Raw genomic sequence first — 14,969 nt, 5'->3', positions numbered from 1 at the left:
TCTGATCGGACTGTAAAAGCTAAAAAGTATAAAATGAAAGAATCCCTATCTAAAGATGTCCTGTTCGATTTTTTTGACGGAAGGACTACATCCATTCAGCGCAAGCTTGTCGAGGACTGGCTTGCTGACCCGCAGAATGAAGAACTCTACTATCATTACCTGGACGAATGGGAAAGCCGTCATCCACAGTTTTCGCCACAGGTTGAAGGCGCACTGTCCGAATACATTTCATTGATCAATAATGAAGAGGTAGACATTGAAATTCCTTTACTCCGGACCCAGAAAAACCAATTTTTAATACTGAAAAGCGCGTGGCTTTATAGTGCAGTGGCGGCATGTCTGCTGATGGTGGCCGGTTTTGTTTTCAGGAAAGAGTTGCTGTACAAATCACTGAGCTCGGAAAATGGCAGGATCGCTTCTTACCAGCTCTCGGACGGAACAAAAGTGGTACTAAATGCTAATTCTGTTTTACGGGTTCCAAGACTGGGTTTTGGATCGGGTAACCGCGAGGTAATGCTGGAAGGGGAAGCCGAGTTCAAAGTAGTCCATACCGAAACAGACAGTCGTTTTATTGTGAGAATGGACAAGGATTACCTCATTGAGGTACTTGGGACTGAGTTTGTGGCTTTCTCGCGGGAACGTGGCACCAAGGTTTTTTTGACGCAAGGAAAAGTGAAACTGAGTCTGCCCAAAGGAAAACAGCTCTACATGAAACCAGGCAATCTTTTCTCCACCGAAAAAAACGGACAGTTTACCCTTACTTCCTCGGCCACACCTGCGCGGTTTGTCGCTTGGAAGCAAGATATGTTCTATTTCGACAATACACTTTTATCTGAGGCGGTGGAGCAAATGAATGACCGCTTCAAGGTGAATGTACGTATACTGGATCCCGTTTTGGGTAAATGTCGCATCGGCGGTGTATACAAAGCCAAGCAAGCCGACGACCTCCTGGCCATATTATCTGAGCTGCTTCACCTGGAAGTGGTCAAACACAACGAATTTATAGAATTGAGAAAATCAGAAACCAACCCAAATCATGAGTAGCAGATTTCTACAAAAGACCCGCATCGTGCTGACCATGTTATCTGTTCAGCAGCTTTGCACGGCGCAGGGTGTTTCATTTGCCAGCCAGCCGGCCGCGGCTCAGCGGAATGCGCCCCAGCATGAAGAAAGCCGTCAGAGAGCCAAAAACCTAAAAGACTTACTTATAGACCTGGGCAAGCAACACCAGGTGAGCATACTGTTCGAAGAAGAAACAGTCAAAAATATCACGATCACCGGCGCGGACTATCGCCAGGATGGAAGCAAGCTGGAAAAACAACTGACCGACCTGCTCAAACCGTTCAACCTTCGTTTCAAAAAAGCGGGTAAGGAAGCATATGTGATCGTTTCCAGGTTTGAAAAAAAGGCTCCCGAGGCTGGCATCGCTACCATTGAAAGTGCGACCATTGCGCCGGTTTCGTCTCCCGAGTCTATGACCAGGCCTGACGTTTCCGTTTCAAAAATAACAAAGTCCGGCCCGGAAGAGGTGACGGTGAAAGGCCAAGTGAGTGACGAGCGCGGAGATGGGTTGCCGGGTGTTAGCGTGGTACTCAAAGGCTCTCAGCGCGGTGTTACTACGGATATATCAGGCAAATACGAGATCACCGGAGCCGGTGCAGACGCTATTCTGATTTTTTCATTCGTGGGTTATCTACCTAAGGAAGAGGTTATTGGGAACCGTTCGGTAGTCGATGTCGCGCTGTCGGTGGATACTAAGGCTTTGGAGGAAGTGGTTGTGATCGGTTATGGAACGGCCAAAAAGAAAGACCTGACCGGCGCAGTTTCAGTGGTGGGCCGCAAAGAATTTGGGGATGTATCGGCTACCTCGGCCCAGCAGCTTTTGCAGGGAAAAATCGCAGGTGTTCAGATCGTTAATACCGGCGGATTACCCGGTTCGAATGCGAAAATCATCATTCGCGGCGTCGGTTCCCTGACCAACTCAGATCCGTTGTATGTGATCGACGGTATTCAGGGTGGGGATATCAATTCAGTGAGCCCTTATGATATTCAGGATATTACGGTTTTAAAAGACGCTGCATCTGTGGCCATTTACGGAGCATCGGCCGCCAATGGCGTGGTGTTAATCACTACCAAAAAAGGAAAAGCAGGTACGCCGAAAGTGACCTATAATGGTTATGTGGGCGTAGCGCAAGCATGGAAAAAACTGGATATGCTCGATGCTGCCCAGTATGTTCAGCTGGTGAAGGACATTGATGAAACACAGGGAAATAAGGTACCCGATAAACTCAACACACCCGACGTGCTGGTGACCAGGACGGACTGGCAAAAGGAGATCTTTCGCAGTGCAAAAGTGACCGAGCACCATGTGAATGTAACAGGCGGGAGCGAAAAAGCGACTTACAATTTCTCGGCAGGATATACCAACCAGGAAGGGATTATGAAGGATTTTGGCTATGAGCGGATCAATTTGCGGACGCAGCTGGAAGAGCAGATAGGCAAAAGGATCCGACTTGGACAGACGATCAATTTCAAATACAACAGGACAACCGGAAATGTGGCGAGCTTTGTAGAGGCGCTGCGCATGCCACCCTACGCGCCAACCATGGACCCGACGAATTTGGGAGGATACAGCAGGGTTACTACCATTCTGGACCAGAATGACGCATTGAATCCACTGCCAGGCATTTACCTAACCGAAAAACTGTCAAGAGGCGTTTCTAACCTGTTCCAGCTTTGGGGGGAGGTAGATATTATCAATGGCCTGAAATTCAGGACGCAGGCAAACATTGGTCTTTCCAACAGCAACAGCTACAACTATACCGGCGAATATCTGAACGGCAACCTGAAAACCGACCGCAAAATCGATGAGAGTTATTCGTTCTCAGTTTCACCGATCATTGAAAACATCCTGACTTACTCCCGCACATTCGGCCGTCACGATTTCTCGGTCATGGCTGGTAATACCTTCAACGAAGGCAACAGAAGCAGGAGTGTCAATCTGACGGGGTCGGGATTTACGAATGACCTGATCAAACAGATCGGCGTGTCCAAATCCAATAGCATTACAGGTGCCGGGTCAAGTGTGTATGCATCGCGCTCCTATTTTGGTCGCATTACCTACGCCTTTCACGACAGATACCTGATCAACGCTTCTATACGCCAGGACATTAACCCTGCATTTGGAAAAGCGCACCGGAAAGGAAATTTTCCTTCGGTAGGCGCGGCTTGGAAGGTTGCTAATGAGGATTTTATGAAGAATGTGTCCTTTATTTCCGACCTGAAAATCAGAGGTAGCTGGGGTATCACCGGAAACGCTAACATTGGCTTGTTCCTGACTGACCCGACTGTTTACAGGGGTTATGGAAATAACAACATTGTCTATTCCTTCGGAGAAAACAAGGCATTTCAGCAAGGCGCTACGGTAACCCGCGTTCCTAACCCCTTCCTGAAATGGGAGGAAACGACCCAAACGGATTTCGGGCTGGATTTTGGACTGTTACGAAACAGACTGCAGGTTAGCGTGGACTATTACAAACGCAACAGCAAAGATTTGCTGCTCGACGTAAAATTGCCGGTATCGACTGGTCTGGGGGACGTTTATAATGATGCGAGCATGGTGCAGAATGCGGCGAATGCGATCAACAAGGGTTTTGAAGTGGCATTGTCGTATGCTGGGCAAGCGGGAGATTTCAACTACAGCGTATCCGCCAATACCGGCTACAATAAGAACAATGTAGTTTCGCTTGGAAACGGTGGCCCCATCGTGAGTGGCTCGACGAACGGCGGGATCAACATTACCAAAACGGATGTAGGCGCGGCAATTGGTTCATTCTACGGTTTTCAGGTAGATCACGTGGTGTCGAGTGCGGCCGATGTTAACAATTACAATGAACAAGCGATCGGGAAGGGTTTCAAAACTTATCAGGATGGCTTGAAAGCAGGCGATATCGTTTATAAAGATTTGAATGGTGACGGACACATTACCGACGCGGATCAGGCATTTTTGGGGTCAGCTATACCGGTCTGGACTTATGGCGGTTCTGTCAATTTATCCTACAAGGCCTGGGACTTTTCGATGGGACTGGCTGGGATCGGCGATGTGAAAGTGTACAATGCGCTGCGCTATTGGACAGAAGGTACAACGCGTCCATTTAACTCGTCGACTGCTGTTTTGAATGCATGGAAAAAGGATGGGGACATTACGGATATGCCAAGATCAGGACAAAATACGCCTTCCAATCTACGTGCCTCCGACCGTTTCCTTGAAAATGGTTCTTTCATGCGTCTCCGTAATCTGACCCTTGGATTCTCAATCCCAAAATCGGTATTGAATGCTGCCACCGGCAAAGTGTTTTCAAGCTTCCGGATCTACGCGACGGCTATGAACCTGCTCACGCTGACCAATTACAAAGGCTATGATCCCGAAGTAAGCGCCAGTGTGAATGATGCCAAGTCGTTTATTTTCACAAAAGGTGTCGATACAGGTCAGTATCCGCAGCCAAGAACATTCTTGCTGGGACTTCAGGTCGGGTTTTAAATTCTTTCTATTCAACTTCATTTTCGTCATCATGAAAAAGCAAATACTTTCGTTGGGAACGCTGGCCTGCCTGGCCATCGCGGGCTGCGACAACTCGCTGGATAACGTCAAAAACCAGGCGAGCTATAACGACGACACCTATTTCACGACACCGGCCACGATTTCGGAAGCGGTAACCGCTACCTATGGTCTGATGCTCTACAAAGGACTTTATTCAAGGGACTTCTATTATTTAATGGACCTTACCGGGAATGAGGCAGAGGCAGATGCGCCGCTTTTGGGAGACGTTTTACAGCTACATGATTATAGCTATGCCTCCAATCATGCACAAATCAATGACCTTTGGTCTACCGCCTTTAAGGTTACATTCAGGGCCAATCTGGTGATAGACAAGGCTGCAAAGATTACGCCTGCCAATGATGCAGAGAAGGCAAAACTCACCCAGTATGTTTCCGAGGCATATTTTTTGAAAGCTTATGCAGAGTTTTTGCTGGTGACGCTTTGGGGTAGGGTTCCCATTCGCAAAGATTATAGTGGAAATGATGAATTTTATTTACCAAGAGCCAGTACCGAAGAGGTTTGGAAGCAGGTAGAATCTGACCTGACCAATGCCATCGCCGGACTTCCGGTGGTTTATGCAAGCAGTGCGAATGACCTGGGCAGGGTTACAAAAGGTGCCGCCATTGCTTTATTGGGCAAGTCTTATTTGTACCAAAAGAAATACGCAGAGGCCGCCGCGCAGTTCGACTTGCTGACCAAGGCACCGTATACATACGATTTGGTACCGAATCTTGATGAGCTGTTTACCAAATCCCCTGTAAAAAATGCCGAAACGGTTTTTGACATCCCTCACAAGGCATGGGGAGGCTGGGCAGAAGGGAGTCCTTACTATATGTTCGGTTCACAAGAAGGCTCGGGTAGTGGCAAAAACACATTGACGGGCCGGGCGATGGAATATGGCTGGAACGACTGGCGAAATGTATTTATCTCCGATGCAGCCGTAAAAGCATTCACCTACAAAGACGAAGCTGGTAAAACCTATGTCGATCCACGCGCCAAGAATACATTCTACGGAGATAAGGCAAGCGGAGGCGATGTTACTTTTTGCGACAATTGCACTGGTGGCGCCAAGCCATATCCTTTTGCAGAAAATGGCAACGGTTTCCGCTGGAGAAAATATGAGCCTTACGAATACAAGGAAAAAGGCGAACTGCCGCAATCGGATATCAATTCACAGGTGATCCGCTACGCCGATGTGCTGCTGATGCTGGCCGAAGCCAATATCAATACCGGTAAAATAGGGGAGGCACTGCCGTTGATCAACAAGGTACGGGCACGCTCAGGCGCATTCGCTTACACAACCCTGGGTAGCAAGGACGAAGCAATGAAGAAAATCATACTGGAACGCCAGCTTGAACTGTCCGGCGAACAAGTGCGCTGGTTTGACCTGATCCGCTGGGGAATTGCAAAGCAGACATTGAATGCTGAGAAAAAAGAGAAGTACCCTGCTGCGAGCCAATCGTTTTTCCAGGATAAGCATGTATTATTTCCTATACCCTTAACTGAAAAAAACACCAATCCATTAGTGGCCAAGGACATTAGTAATGATTGGAATTAGGATTGGATGTTTTTTTGATAGTTCAAAAAACATGAATAATTCTAGAAGTTGGGCGTAGTCTCTGACTACGTCCGAGTGGCACCGGTCTCTGACCGAATTCGTGCTGGTGCCGGTCAGAGACCGGCCAACGCTCGAACGTACCGGGCCGCCGGGCGGTTACAAACTACGCTCAACTTTGAACTACACGCAACTTTGTTAACCACACCCAACTCACGAAAAACGGTTCCTTGCATCATAAGCCAAACCCAGCCCCACACTGGACAACTTATTCTCTTCCGACCAGTCGGCTGCCGGGAATAGTCGTCGGAAATGATCCTGAATGAGCGGAATTTCTGTAGAGCCACCCGTCATGATGACCAGACCGATCTCCTCCGGGGTAATGCCCGCGGCTTGCAGACATTCGCGGGCGGCCAGCACGATACGTTCCGTTTTGGTGGTGATCGCTGCATTAAAATCCTCGCGTGCCACATCAATGCGAAGATCCTGGTCAATGAAATCCAGCGCGGCGACGAATGTATCGCTACTGGCCAGCCCGATTTTGATCTTTTCAGTTTCTGCCAATACCGCGTGGCCGGTTTCCTGTTCCAAAACGCTGATCAATCTGCCATATCGCACCGGATCATGTGTTTCGCGGAGCAATTGTTTGGCCTGAAATAATATTCTGTTGGTATAAAGAAAGTTAACCTTACTCCATTCCGAAAGATCAAAATAGTGGTAGGAAGGTACTTCGAGGTTTTTGCCTCCGTATTTAGTACGAAAGCCTAGCTCAGGCATCATTTCTGCCAGGCTTAAGTCTTTGTCAAAATCGTTTCCGCCAAGCCTTACGCCGGTATTAGCCAGAATATCACCGTTTCTATCATGTTTCCGTGCATTTTCCCTGGAAAGCCGGATAATTGTAAAGTCCGAAGTGCCCCCGCCGAGGTCAACGACCATGGCCAGTTTCTCGCCTACAACCCTTGCTTCATGTGCGAACGCGGCCGCAATAGGCTCGAATTGAAACCCGACATGCTCAAAACCAAGACTCAATGCTACAGATTTCAATTCGTTTTCGGCACGTTGGTCCGCAGCCGGGTCGTTATCGACAAAATGCACTGGCCGGCCCATGACGACATGCCGGAGTTCTCCCCCAATGTCGGCCTCAGCCTTTTGTTTCATCTGATCCAGAAAAGAGGCAACGATCTGGTCAAATTTCATTAGTTCTCCATTGACCATGGTTCCTTGCCGCATGGCAGGAGTTCCGAGTACCCGTTTCAGGCTTCGCATCAATCTGCCCGGCTGGCGGGTCAGGAAGCGCTCGGTAGCCTCACGGCCGAAATAGGCGTGGTTGTCCTTTCGGGCGAAGAACATGGCGCTGGGAATGGTAGTTTGATCGTTTTCAACCGGAATCAGGAAAACATCGTCTTGGTTTGCTACTGCCAGACTGGAATTGGAGGTACCGAAATCAATACCGCAAAAAACAGAAGTTGTCATCATTTGAAAAATTGGGGGCGCAATTTCTCATTATTTGCCCGGCAATGCAAATGAATATTTCGATTCAGAACAAGAAAATAGCTGTTACCATCCGTACTCATTTGATTTTTATTTCGAATTGGCATACTTCCCTCGCACGGCCGGAATTTTACCTCACCCTGCCATGGAAGATTTAGCTGCCCTTCATTTCTTAACCAGAAGAGAATTTAAAAGAATTGTAGGTAGCTGTTTCAGTGCACTTTATTCCAATAATGTATTTGAAATAATCTCAGGGAAACAACGGCGACAAACAAAACCAACCCCGCATACGTCCAGCCTTTCCATTTTGATAGCAGGGCAGTATCGTCCGAGTAGTGTAGCGGTTCAGGCAGGACGATGAATTTCAGTTTATTCCAATCCCAGACTAGCAGGTATACATTTGAAAGCGACATCAAGAATGTGATCAGCAGAATGGTTGGAGAATTGAACGAAGTGGTAATGATGAAAATATTGAGGATGATCGGCAAAAAAGCAGCCGCACCCAAGGTGCTGAAAGCCTGAGACATCAGCAGAAAGCCAGCTAGTAACTGGCCCCAGCCTATAAAATGCCAATAAATACCTGCCTGATACATGGTTTCAAAAAAGTGGGGCAATGTGCCGATCGGCGTATTTTCACCTGATGTCGCTGTAAATCTTATTCCCTGAATTTTGAAAATACTTGCATATACAAAAGCAGATCCAAGCAGGTACCGCAAGCCAATTGTGAACAGTTGTAATAGCCAATTTTGTTTTAACCTCGAAATGATGTTTCCCATGTTGATGATAAGTGTAATGGTGTACTAGATATATAGAACACCTCAAATGTACTCGTCAACTTTGCTATTTCCAAAAAGTATTGCGGCCACTCCTCATTTCTTAACCAAAGTCAACGGATTGCCGTTTAACTTCAATTCAACTTTGCGAAAACATTAACTATTAGCAAAGCAACATGAAGTACTTCTCTTTAACATTCTTCTCGCTTTTAGCCATGGCGGGAAGTGCTCAGAACATTACCCAAAACATTCGCGGCACATTGTCCGACGCGGATAGCAGGCAACCGTTGACCGGCGCGACGGTGATAATTGCAGGATCAACGCCAACAAAAGGCGCAGTAACTGATCATTCAGGGCGGTTTTTATTGGAACAAATTCCCCTGGGCCGCGTGACGCTCGAACTCCGGCTGGTGGGGTATGAGCAGCGCCAGGTTTCGAACATTGTCGTCGATGCCGGCCAGGAAGTGGTTTTGGACCTGGTTATGCAGGAAGCTGCTACGCAACTGAATGAAGTAGTAGTTACCGCGACCGAAAATAAAGGTGAAGCTCAAAATGATATGGCGCTGCTGAGTGGCAGGTCTATTTCATTGGACGAAACAAAAAGATATGCAGGAGGCTTCAATGACCCGGCTTTGATCCTGTCCAATTTTGCAGGTGTTACCAATAATGCTACTGGTAGCAATGAAGTGATTGTGCGGGGCAACTCTCCCAAATATGTACAATGGCGGCTCGAAGGCGTGGAAATTACAAATCCTAACCATTTCGCAGACCAGAATTCAGTGGGCGGCGGTGTCAGCGCTTTGAACAACAATCTCCTCGCTAAGTCTGATTTTTACACAGGCGCATTTTCAGCCGAATATGGCGACGTGCTTTCGGGCGTGTATGACGTGAAACTGCGGAATGGGAATAACGAGCATTTTCAGTCGATATTTGGACTCGGCATTTTGGGTGCCGATGTGACGGTGGAAGGCCCGTTTAAGAAAGATTACCAGGGATCTTTTTTGGCCAACTACCGGTATTCTACCATCGGGCTTCTCAGCAATATAGGACTGGTGGATATAGAAGGCGGCGCCCCTACATTTCAGGACGGCGCATTCAAATTGTTGTTACCCACCAAAAAAGCAGGAACATTCTCATTGTTCGGCCTGGGCGGGTTAAGCAAGGTAACGCTTGACGATTTTAATCCCGGCACAGCTCCGATTCCTGGGAACCAGTCAGCCAGTGAAGCGATACGCAAGGATTATGAAAAACGCTCGTTTCTGATGAATGCAGGCCTTTCTCATCAGTTGCAACTCCGCAAAAATGCGTCTTTAAAAACGCTGCTTTCCTTCTCGGGGAACGGGATCAATGAAGATATCGACCAATCCGATGTCATTAAAGTCCGAGATGATGCAGGCCAGTGGCTCAGAGATTCTTTGGCAAACAAAAGACCTACCTATAAAAGCCGGTTGAACAACGCCGCGTACCGTGCTTCGATCACTTACAATAACAAGCTTAATGCACGCAACCGGATCGAGGCCGGGGCCAAGTTTGTCTATACCAATTTTTCTTATGCGCAAAGCTTTTTGAATGATAGCATTGGCTCGCCGCAGATCCTTTCTGACTTTGACGAAGGCATTGCTACGCTTCGCAACTTTATAAGCTGGAAACTCAGGGCGGGAAACCGGGTCACCATTGTGACCGGACTGCACAATATGAATGTGCTTTATAATCACAAAAGCACGCTCGAACCCCGGCTGGCGGTTCGCTGGAACGCAGGTAACCGGGGAACATTCAATGCCGGATATGGCCTGCACAGCACGATGGACCGGGTACACAATTATTTTGCAAAAGTAAAACAGCCCAATGGCAGTTACAAGGAACCCAACCGGAACCTGGGGCTGCTCAAAGCGCACCATTTTGTGGCGGGGTATGAATACCGGTTGACGGAGAATCTGAGGATTAAAGCGGAAGGGTATTATCAGCATTTATACAATTTGCCTGTCGAAAATTCGGACACCAGCGCTTATGCGACCATTAATGAAGGCCAGGATTTTCGCTACGTGGAGCTCGTTAATAAAGGAAAAGGCAGGAATTATGGCATTGAGCTAACCATTGAAAGGTTTTTTGACAAACATTACTATTTCTTGATCAACTCTTCTTTGTACCGATCCAAATACACACCGCTTGATGGTAAGGAAAGAAACACGGCCTATGCTGATAATTATTTGGTGAACGTTCTGATGGGGAAGGAGTTTACTAACCTCAGCCGCAAGCATAACAAAACTATCGCTTTGAATGCAAAGGTCTTTTTCGGAGGCGGGAAAAAGTACATTCCATTGCTGCGGAATGGAGCCGGGCAGGTCATTTCAGACCCGGAAAAGGGATTGATATGGGACTATAAAAAGGCCTACGAGAACAAGATTGAGGACATTTACCAAGTTACTTTCTCGGCCAGTTACAAGGTCAATAAACGTAAAACGACCCACGAACTTTTCCTCAATATCGACAACATCACCAACCGCCTGAGCAGGATCTCGGAATATTACGACGATAGTAAACCTGGCTCAGTGGGTTATTTCAAGCAATTTGGCATCTTTCCCAACATCATGTACCGGATTTATTTATAGCTAGCCGCCGACGGAAGCGAATGCTTTGGAGGCAATTCGCTTCCGTCGCGACGGCAGAAGATACCTGTTTACATTAAAATGAAAAGTGACTCAGACCACCTTTGCAAGACTTCCAAGCTGTTTCAATTTAGCCTCTATCTGCACTGACCAGGGCAAACCGAAACACAGCCGCATACAATTTTCAAATTGATTTTGGAGCGTGAACATTCTTCCCGGTGCAATGCTAATGTGTTGTTTAATAGCCAGATCGTAAAGTTTTGCCACATCGGTACCATTGCTGAATTCTACCCAGAGCGAGAGACCACCCTGGGGCCTGCTTGTTTTAGTACCTTCCGGAAAGTACCGGGCAATGGCATTCACGTAATGTTGATAGTTATCCTGCAAAGTCCGGCGAAGCTGACGCAAATGACTTTCGTATTTACCCGAATTCAGAAAACTAGCGACTGCTTCCTGTGCGATCGAGGAAGAGGATATGGAATGGACCAATTTGAGTTTGAGTAACCTGTCTTTGTACTTCCCAGGCGCGACCCAGCCCACGCGATAACCCGGTGCAAGCGTTTTCGAGACCGAGCTACACCATAAAACACTGCCATCTTTGTCAAAGGATTTGCAACATTTAGGACGCTGTGCTCCGAAATATAAGTCACCATATATATCGTCTTCAATGAGCGGAATGTTATGCTTGGACAGGAGCGCGACGATTTCCTTTTTATTTTCGTCAGGCATGCAGCTGCCCAGAGGTGTGTTGAAGTTCGGGACTAAAAGGCAGAGATTAATTTTGGGAATAGCCTCTTTCAATGCATTTAGCTCTAACCCGGAAATAGGGTGCGTGGGTAGTTCCAGTACTTTAAATCCCAGAGTGATAGCCAGTTGCAATGTCCCCGGATAGCACGGACTTTCCATCGCGATCGTGTCACCCGGCTTTCCCAGCGCCATCAGGCAAAAGGAAAGCGCATTCATAGCTCCGGTGGTAGTGATCAGATCGTTTTCGTGCAGGTTACCGCCCCAGGCCAGGGAGCGGATGGCAATCATTCTTCGCAATTTTACATTCCCCTGTACCGGTTCATACGCCGCGCCGCCTCCATTCAGCTCACGGGTAGCATTCATGATCTCTTTTCTCAGTTTGGCCAATGGCAAAAGATCTGTGGAAGGGACAGCAATTGAAAAAAGTGTAAAACCATCATTGCCCATATTGGCATACACTTTACTGATCAGTTCGTCAGGCTCCATACCCTTGGCTACGGCAGATGGCCGGCTCACGTCGGGCAGGGGAAGTTTGAGGTGAGATCCCATACTCACAAAATAGCCCGACTGCGGTTTTGAATCAATCAGCGATTGCGCTTCCAATTCTAGAAATACTCTCTTAGCAGTGTTCATGCTAATGCGATATTCCCTGCATAACATTCTGACTGAAGGTAGTTTATCTCCGGCTTTCAACAACCCGCCCGTGATCTGGCTGGCGATCCCGTTGGCTATTTGATTGTAAAGAAAATCTCTGTTCATGCTGTAAATATAACTGTGCTCATTAAAATTTACAAAACTGGTACTGTGTCTGTTGAGCTAGTCAGTCTAATTTTGCAGTACAATAAATCATTAGCCATGAACAGTACTAACTCAATTTTTTACAAATCGACAGTAAACAGCAGCAGTGGCTGGATCAATGGGTTTCTGGGCGTGCTCATATTCAGTGGCTCGCTTCCTGCAACGAAACTGGCCATCGTGGACTTCAGTCCATTGTTTGTCACCGTGGCACGGGCAACCATTGCTGGATTGCTTGCGCTTGGGATGCTGCTGATCTTCAAAGAGAAGAGGCCTGCAAAAGCGCAACTGGTCGCACTCACGATCGTCGCATTGGGAGTTGTGGTTGGCTTTCCGCTTTTGTCATCACTCGCATTGCAGTACGTTACCTCGGCGCATTCCATCGTATTCGTGGGCATGCTGCCGCTTTCGACAGCGATATTCGGTGTGCTCCGTGGCGGTGAGCGTCCGCGCCCGGCATTCTGGTTATTCTCGATATTGGGAAGCCTGATTGTGATTGGTTTTGCAGCTGCGCAGGGTCTTTCCGCGTCTCCTGCCGGTGATATACTGATGCTGCTGGCCATTATTTTGTGCGGATTGGGCTACGCCGAAGGAGCGAAACTTTCAAAAGCATTAGGCGGATGGCAGGTGATCTGCTGGGCATTGGTGCTGTCACTGCCCTTTATGACCCCTGCTATGTTCCTGCTAATGCCCGCATCGCTCAGCGAAATCAGCTCGCCTGCCTGGTTCGGACTGGCTTATGTTTCTCTATTCAGTATGCTGATCGGCTTTATATTCTGGTACCGGGGGCTCGCGCAGGGAGGTATTGCGGCGGTGGGGCAGCTGCAACTGTTGCAGCCATTTTTCGGACTGGCATTGGCCGCAACATTACTTCATGAGCAGGTAAGTATTGGGATGCTGGGTGTCACCCTGGGCGTTATACTTTGTGTTGCGGGGTCGAAGAAATTTGCGAAGTAATCAATGAGTTTTCGCGTCCCGGTACTTAATTTGTATAAAACTATAAGTTATGGAACCACGATCAATCTCCCGCAAAGGCTTCATTAAAAGTTCATCCGTGTTGCTGGCGGCAGGCACAGGCATGTTGAATGCGTCCGCGGCCATTGCTGAGGAAAGGCCTCGACTCCTCAAAGCTGACAAATCATTTACATTGAAAAATGTAAGATTGGAAACGGGTTTTGAATATGATGAAGACGGTGAAGTGGTCCATACCAAAACAGAACTGTTTAATATTGAGGTGCATGAAGGCAAAATAAAAGCTATTCTTCCCAATAGACCCGATGCAAACGCCATCGATGCCAAAGGACTGCTAATGCTTCCGCCATTCCGGGATATGCACATTCATCTGGACAAAACTTTTTACGGCCTTCCTTGGAAAGCAAAGCTTTCCAAGAATAAATCGGTGAAGGATATGATTGCCTATGAGCAGCAAATTATACCTGAGCTTCTGAAAACGTCGACCCCCAGGACTGAGAAGCTGATCGAACTGATGCAGTCATACGGTACAAACTATGCAAGGTCGCACGTCAATATTGATCCCACTTCCGGTCTGGACTCATTAAAGCATCTTCAAAAAGCGCTTGAAAATAAGAAGGATTCCTTTCAGACTGAGCTGGTTGCATTTCCTCAGCATGGTATCTACTACACCAAGTCGGCGGATTTAATGAAGGAAGCCGCTAAAATGGATATTGACTTCATCGGCGGGTTGGATCCGACCAGTATCGACGGGGCGATCGAAAAGCACATGGATTTTATCGTGCAGCTTGCCCTCGACAACAGTAAAGGCATTGATATCCACCTGCACGAAGGTGGGGAATCGGGGTTAAAAACGATTGAATATCTGATTAATAAGGTACTGGAAAACCCGGTATTGAAGGGCAAAACATATATTAGCCACAGCTTTGCACTGGCGCATCTTGATAAAATAAAAACCGAAGAAATTGCTGAAAAACTGGCGAATGCAAAGGTAGGGATTGCTTCCACCGTCCCGTTTGGAGGCACCATTATGCCGATTCCCGTTCTGTATAAACACGGTGTGGATGTGCTCGCTGGCAATGACTGCATCATTGACTGGTGGAGTACCTTCGGAAGCGGCAGTATTCTGCAAAAAGCAAACCTGGCAGCGCAACTTTACGGATACCGTACCGAATTTGACCTTTCAAGAATTCTAAAAATCGCTACACACAATATTCTCCCGCTTGACGACAAGGGAAACCAGAGCTGGCCAAAAGTGGGTCACCACGCAGATATGATACTGATCGATGCGAGTTGCTCGGCAGAAGCAGTTTCTAGGATTTCTCCTGTTAAATCTTTGATCCATCGCGGGAAGATTGTGTACTAGGCTCAGTAAGTAAAACACTTAATCAGACTACCAGGCACTTTTGCTGACATGCTTGCCAAACAAC

General features: G+C 47.6%; 9 protein-coding genes. 6 read left to right on the top strand and 3 right to left on the bottom strand.

The genetic code is table 11. The annotated features are described in order from the left end of the window. The first annotated feature begins 33 nt into the window (after positions 1–33). Genes ABIO93_RS23115 through ABIO93_RS23105 form a run of 3 tightly spaced genes read left to right on the top strand, consistent with a single transcriptional unit; the run spans position 34 to position 6,158 of the window. The gene (locus ABIO93_RS23115) at positions 34–1,044 is read left to right on the top strand and encodes a FecR domain-containing protein (RefSeq protein WP_348072100.1); all 1,011 of its coding nucleotides are present in this window, start codon (positions 34–36) and stop codon (positions 1,042–1,044) included. Continuing rightward, positions 1,037–4,540: a TonB-dependent receptor gene (locus tag ABIO93_RS23110; protein ID WP_348072098.1), complete on the top strand. Its 3,504-nt coding sequence runs from the start codon at positions 1,037–1,039 to the stop codon at positions 4,538–4,540. The genes ABIO93_RS23115 and ABIO93_RS23110 overlap by 8 nt, the downstream gene beginning before the upstream one ends. 31 nt (positions 4,541–4,571) lie before the next feature. Continuing rightward, positions 4,572–6,158, top strand: coding sequence for a RagB/SusD family nutrient uptake outer membrane protein (locus ABIO93_RS23105; RefSeq protein WP_348072095.1), 1,587 nt, complete (start codon positions 4,572–4,574; stop codon positions 6,156–6,158). Between the two features lie 210 nt (positions 6,159–6,368). Here the strand turns inward: ABIO93_RS23105 and ABIO93_RS23100 are convergent, their stop codons facing one another. Together ABIO93_RS23100 and ABIO93_RS23095 are read right to left on the bottom strand one after the other, a co-directional pair. Then, a complete protein-coding gene (locus ABIO93_RS23100; protein ID WP_348072138.1) occupies positions 6,369–7,628 on the bottom strand; it encodes an Hsp70 family protein in 1,260 nt (419 codons plus the stop codon). A gap of 230 nt (positions 7,629–7,858) precedes the next feature. Continuing rightward, positions 7,859–8,422 carry a hypothetical protein gene (locus ABIO93_RS23095; RefSeq protein ID WP_348072093.1) on the bottom strand — a complete coding sequence of 188 codons (564 nt, stop codon included), beginning with the start codon at positions 8,420–8,422 and terminating at the stop codon, positions 7,859–7,861. A 173-nt stretch (positions 8,423–8,595) separates the two neighbouring features. On the opposite strand from ABIO93_RS23095, the gene ABIO93_RS23090 reads away from it, so the two are divergent. Beyond that, positions 8,596–11,028, top strand: a complete 2,433-nt coding sequence (locus ABIO93_RS23090; RefSeq protein WP_348072091.1) for a TonB-dependent receptor — start codon at positions 8,596–8,598, stop codon at positions 11,026–11,028. Between the two features lie 90 nt (positions 11,029–11,118). On the opposite strand, the gene ABIO93_RS23085 is transcribed toward ABIO93_RS23090, so the two are convergent. Then, positions 11,119–12,531: a PLP-dependent aminotransferase family protein gene (locus tag ABIO93_RS23085; protein WP_348072089.1), complete on the bottom strand. Its 1,413-nt coding sequence runs from the start codon at positions 12,529–12,531 to the stop codon at positions 11,119–11,121. A 96-nt stretch (positions 12,532–12,627) separates the two neighbouring features. On the opposite strand from ABIO93_RS23085, the gene ABIO93_RS23080 reads away from it, so the two are divergent. Together ABIO93_RS23080 and ABIO93_RS23075 are read left to right on the top strand one after the other, a co-directional pair. Beyond that, complete coding sequence (locus tag ABIO93_RS23080) at positions 12,628–13,524, top strand: DMT family transporter (RefSeq protein WP_348072087.1); 897 nt, start codon at positions 12,628–12,630, stop codon at positions 13,522–13,524. A 49-nt stretch (positions 13,525–13,573) separates the two neighbouring features. Further along, a complete protein-coding gene (locus ABIO93_RS23075) occupies positions 13,574–14,905 on the top strand; it encodes an amidohydrolase (protein ID WP_348072085.1) in 1,332 nt (443 codons plus the stop codon). Positions 14,906–14,969 lie beyond the last annotated feature (64 nt).

The sequence above is a fragment of the Dyadobacter sp. genome (genome assembly GCF_039919315.1).
In the GTDB taxonomy this organism is placed as follows: domain Bacteria; phylum Bacteroidota; class Bacteroidia; order Cytophagales; family Spirosomataceae; genus Dyadobacter.
This window is presented reverse-complemented; position numbering and strand designations above follow the sequence as displayed.

Bases quoted from the DNA above. Each gene is read 5' to 3' on its own strand.
- ABIO93_RS23115 (WP_348072100.1), top strand. From the start codon at position 34: ATGAAAGAATCCCTATCTAAAGATGTCCTGTTCGATTTTTTTGACGGA.
- ABIO93_RS23110 (WP_348072098.1), top strand. From the start codon at position 1,037: ATGAGTAGCAGATTTCTACAAAAGACCCGCATCGTGCTGACCATGTTA.
- ABIO93_RS23105 (WP_348072095.1), top strand. From the start codon at position 4,572: ATGAAAAAGCAAATACTTTCGTTGGGAACGCTGGCCTGCCTGGCCATC.
- ABIO93_RS23100 (WP_348072138.1), bottom strand. From the start codon at position 7,628: ATGACAACTTCTGTTTTTTGCGGTATTGATTTCGGTACCTCCAATTCC.
- ABIO93_RS23095 (WP_348072093.1), bottom strand. From the start codon at position 8,422: ATGGGAAACATCATTTCGAGGTTAAAACAAAATTGGCTATTACAACTG.
- ABIO93_RS23090 (WP_348072091.1), top strand. From the start codon at position 8,596: ATGAAGTACTTCTCTTTAACATTCTTCTCGCTTTTAGCCATGGCGGGA.
- ABIO93_RS23085 (WP_348072089.1), bottom strand. From the start codon at position 12,531: ATGAACAGAGATTTTCTTTACAATCAAATAGCCAACGGGATCGCCAGC.
- ABIO93_RS23080 (WP_348072087.1), top strand. From the start codon at position 12,628: ATGAACAGTACTAACTCAATTTTTTACAAATCGACAGTAAACAGCAGC.
- ABIO93_RS23075 (WP_348072085.1), top strand. From the start codon at position 13,574: ATGGAACCACGATCAATCTCCCGCAAAGGCTTCATTAAAAGTTCATCC.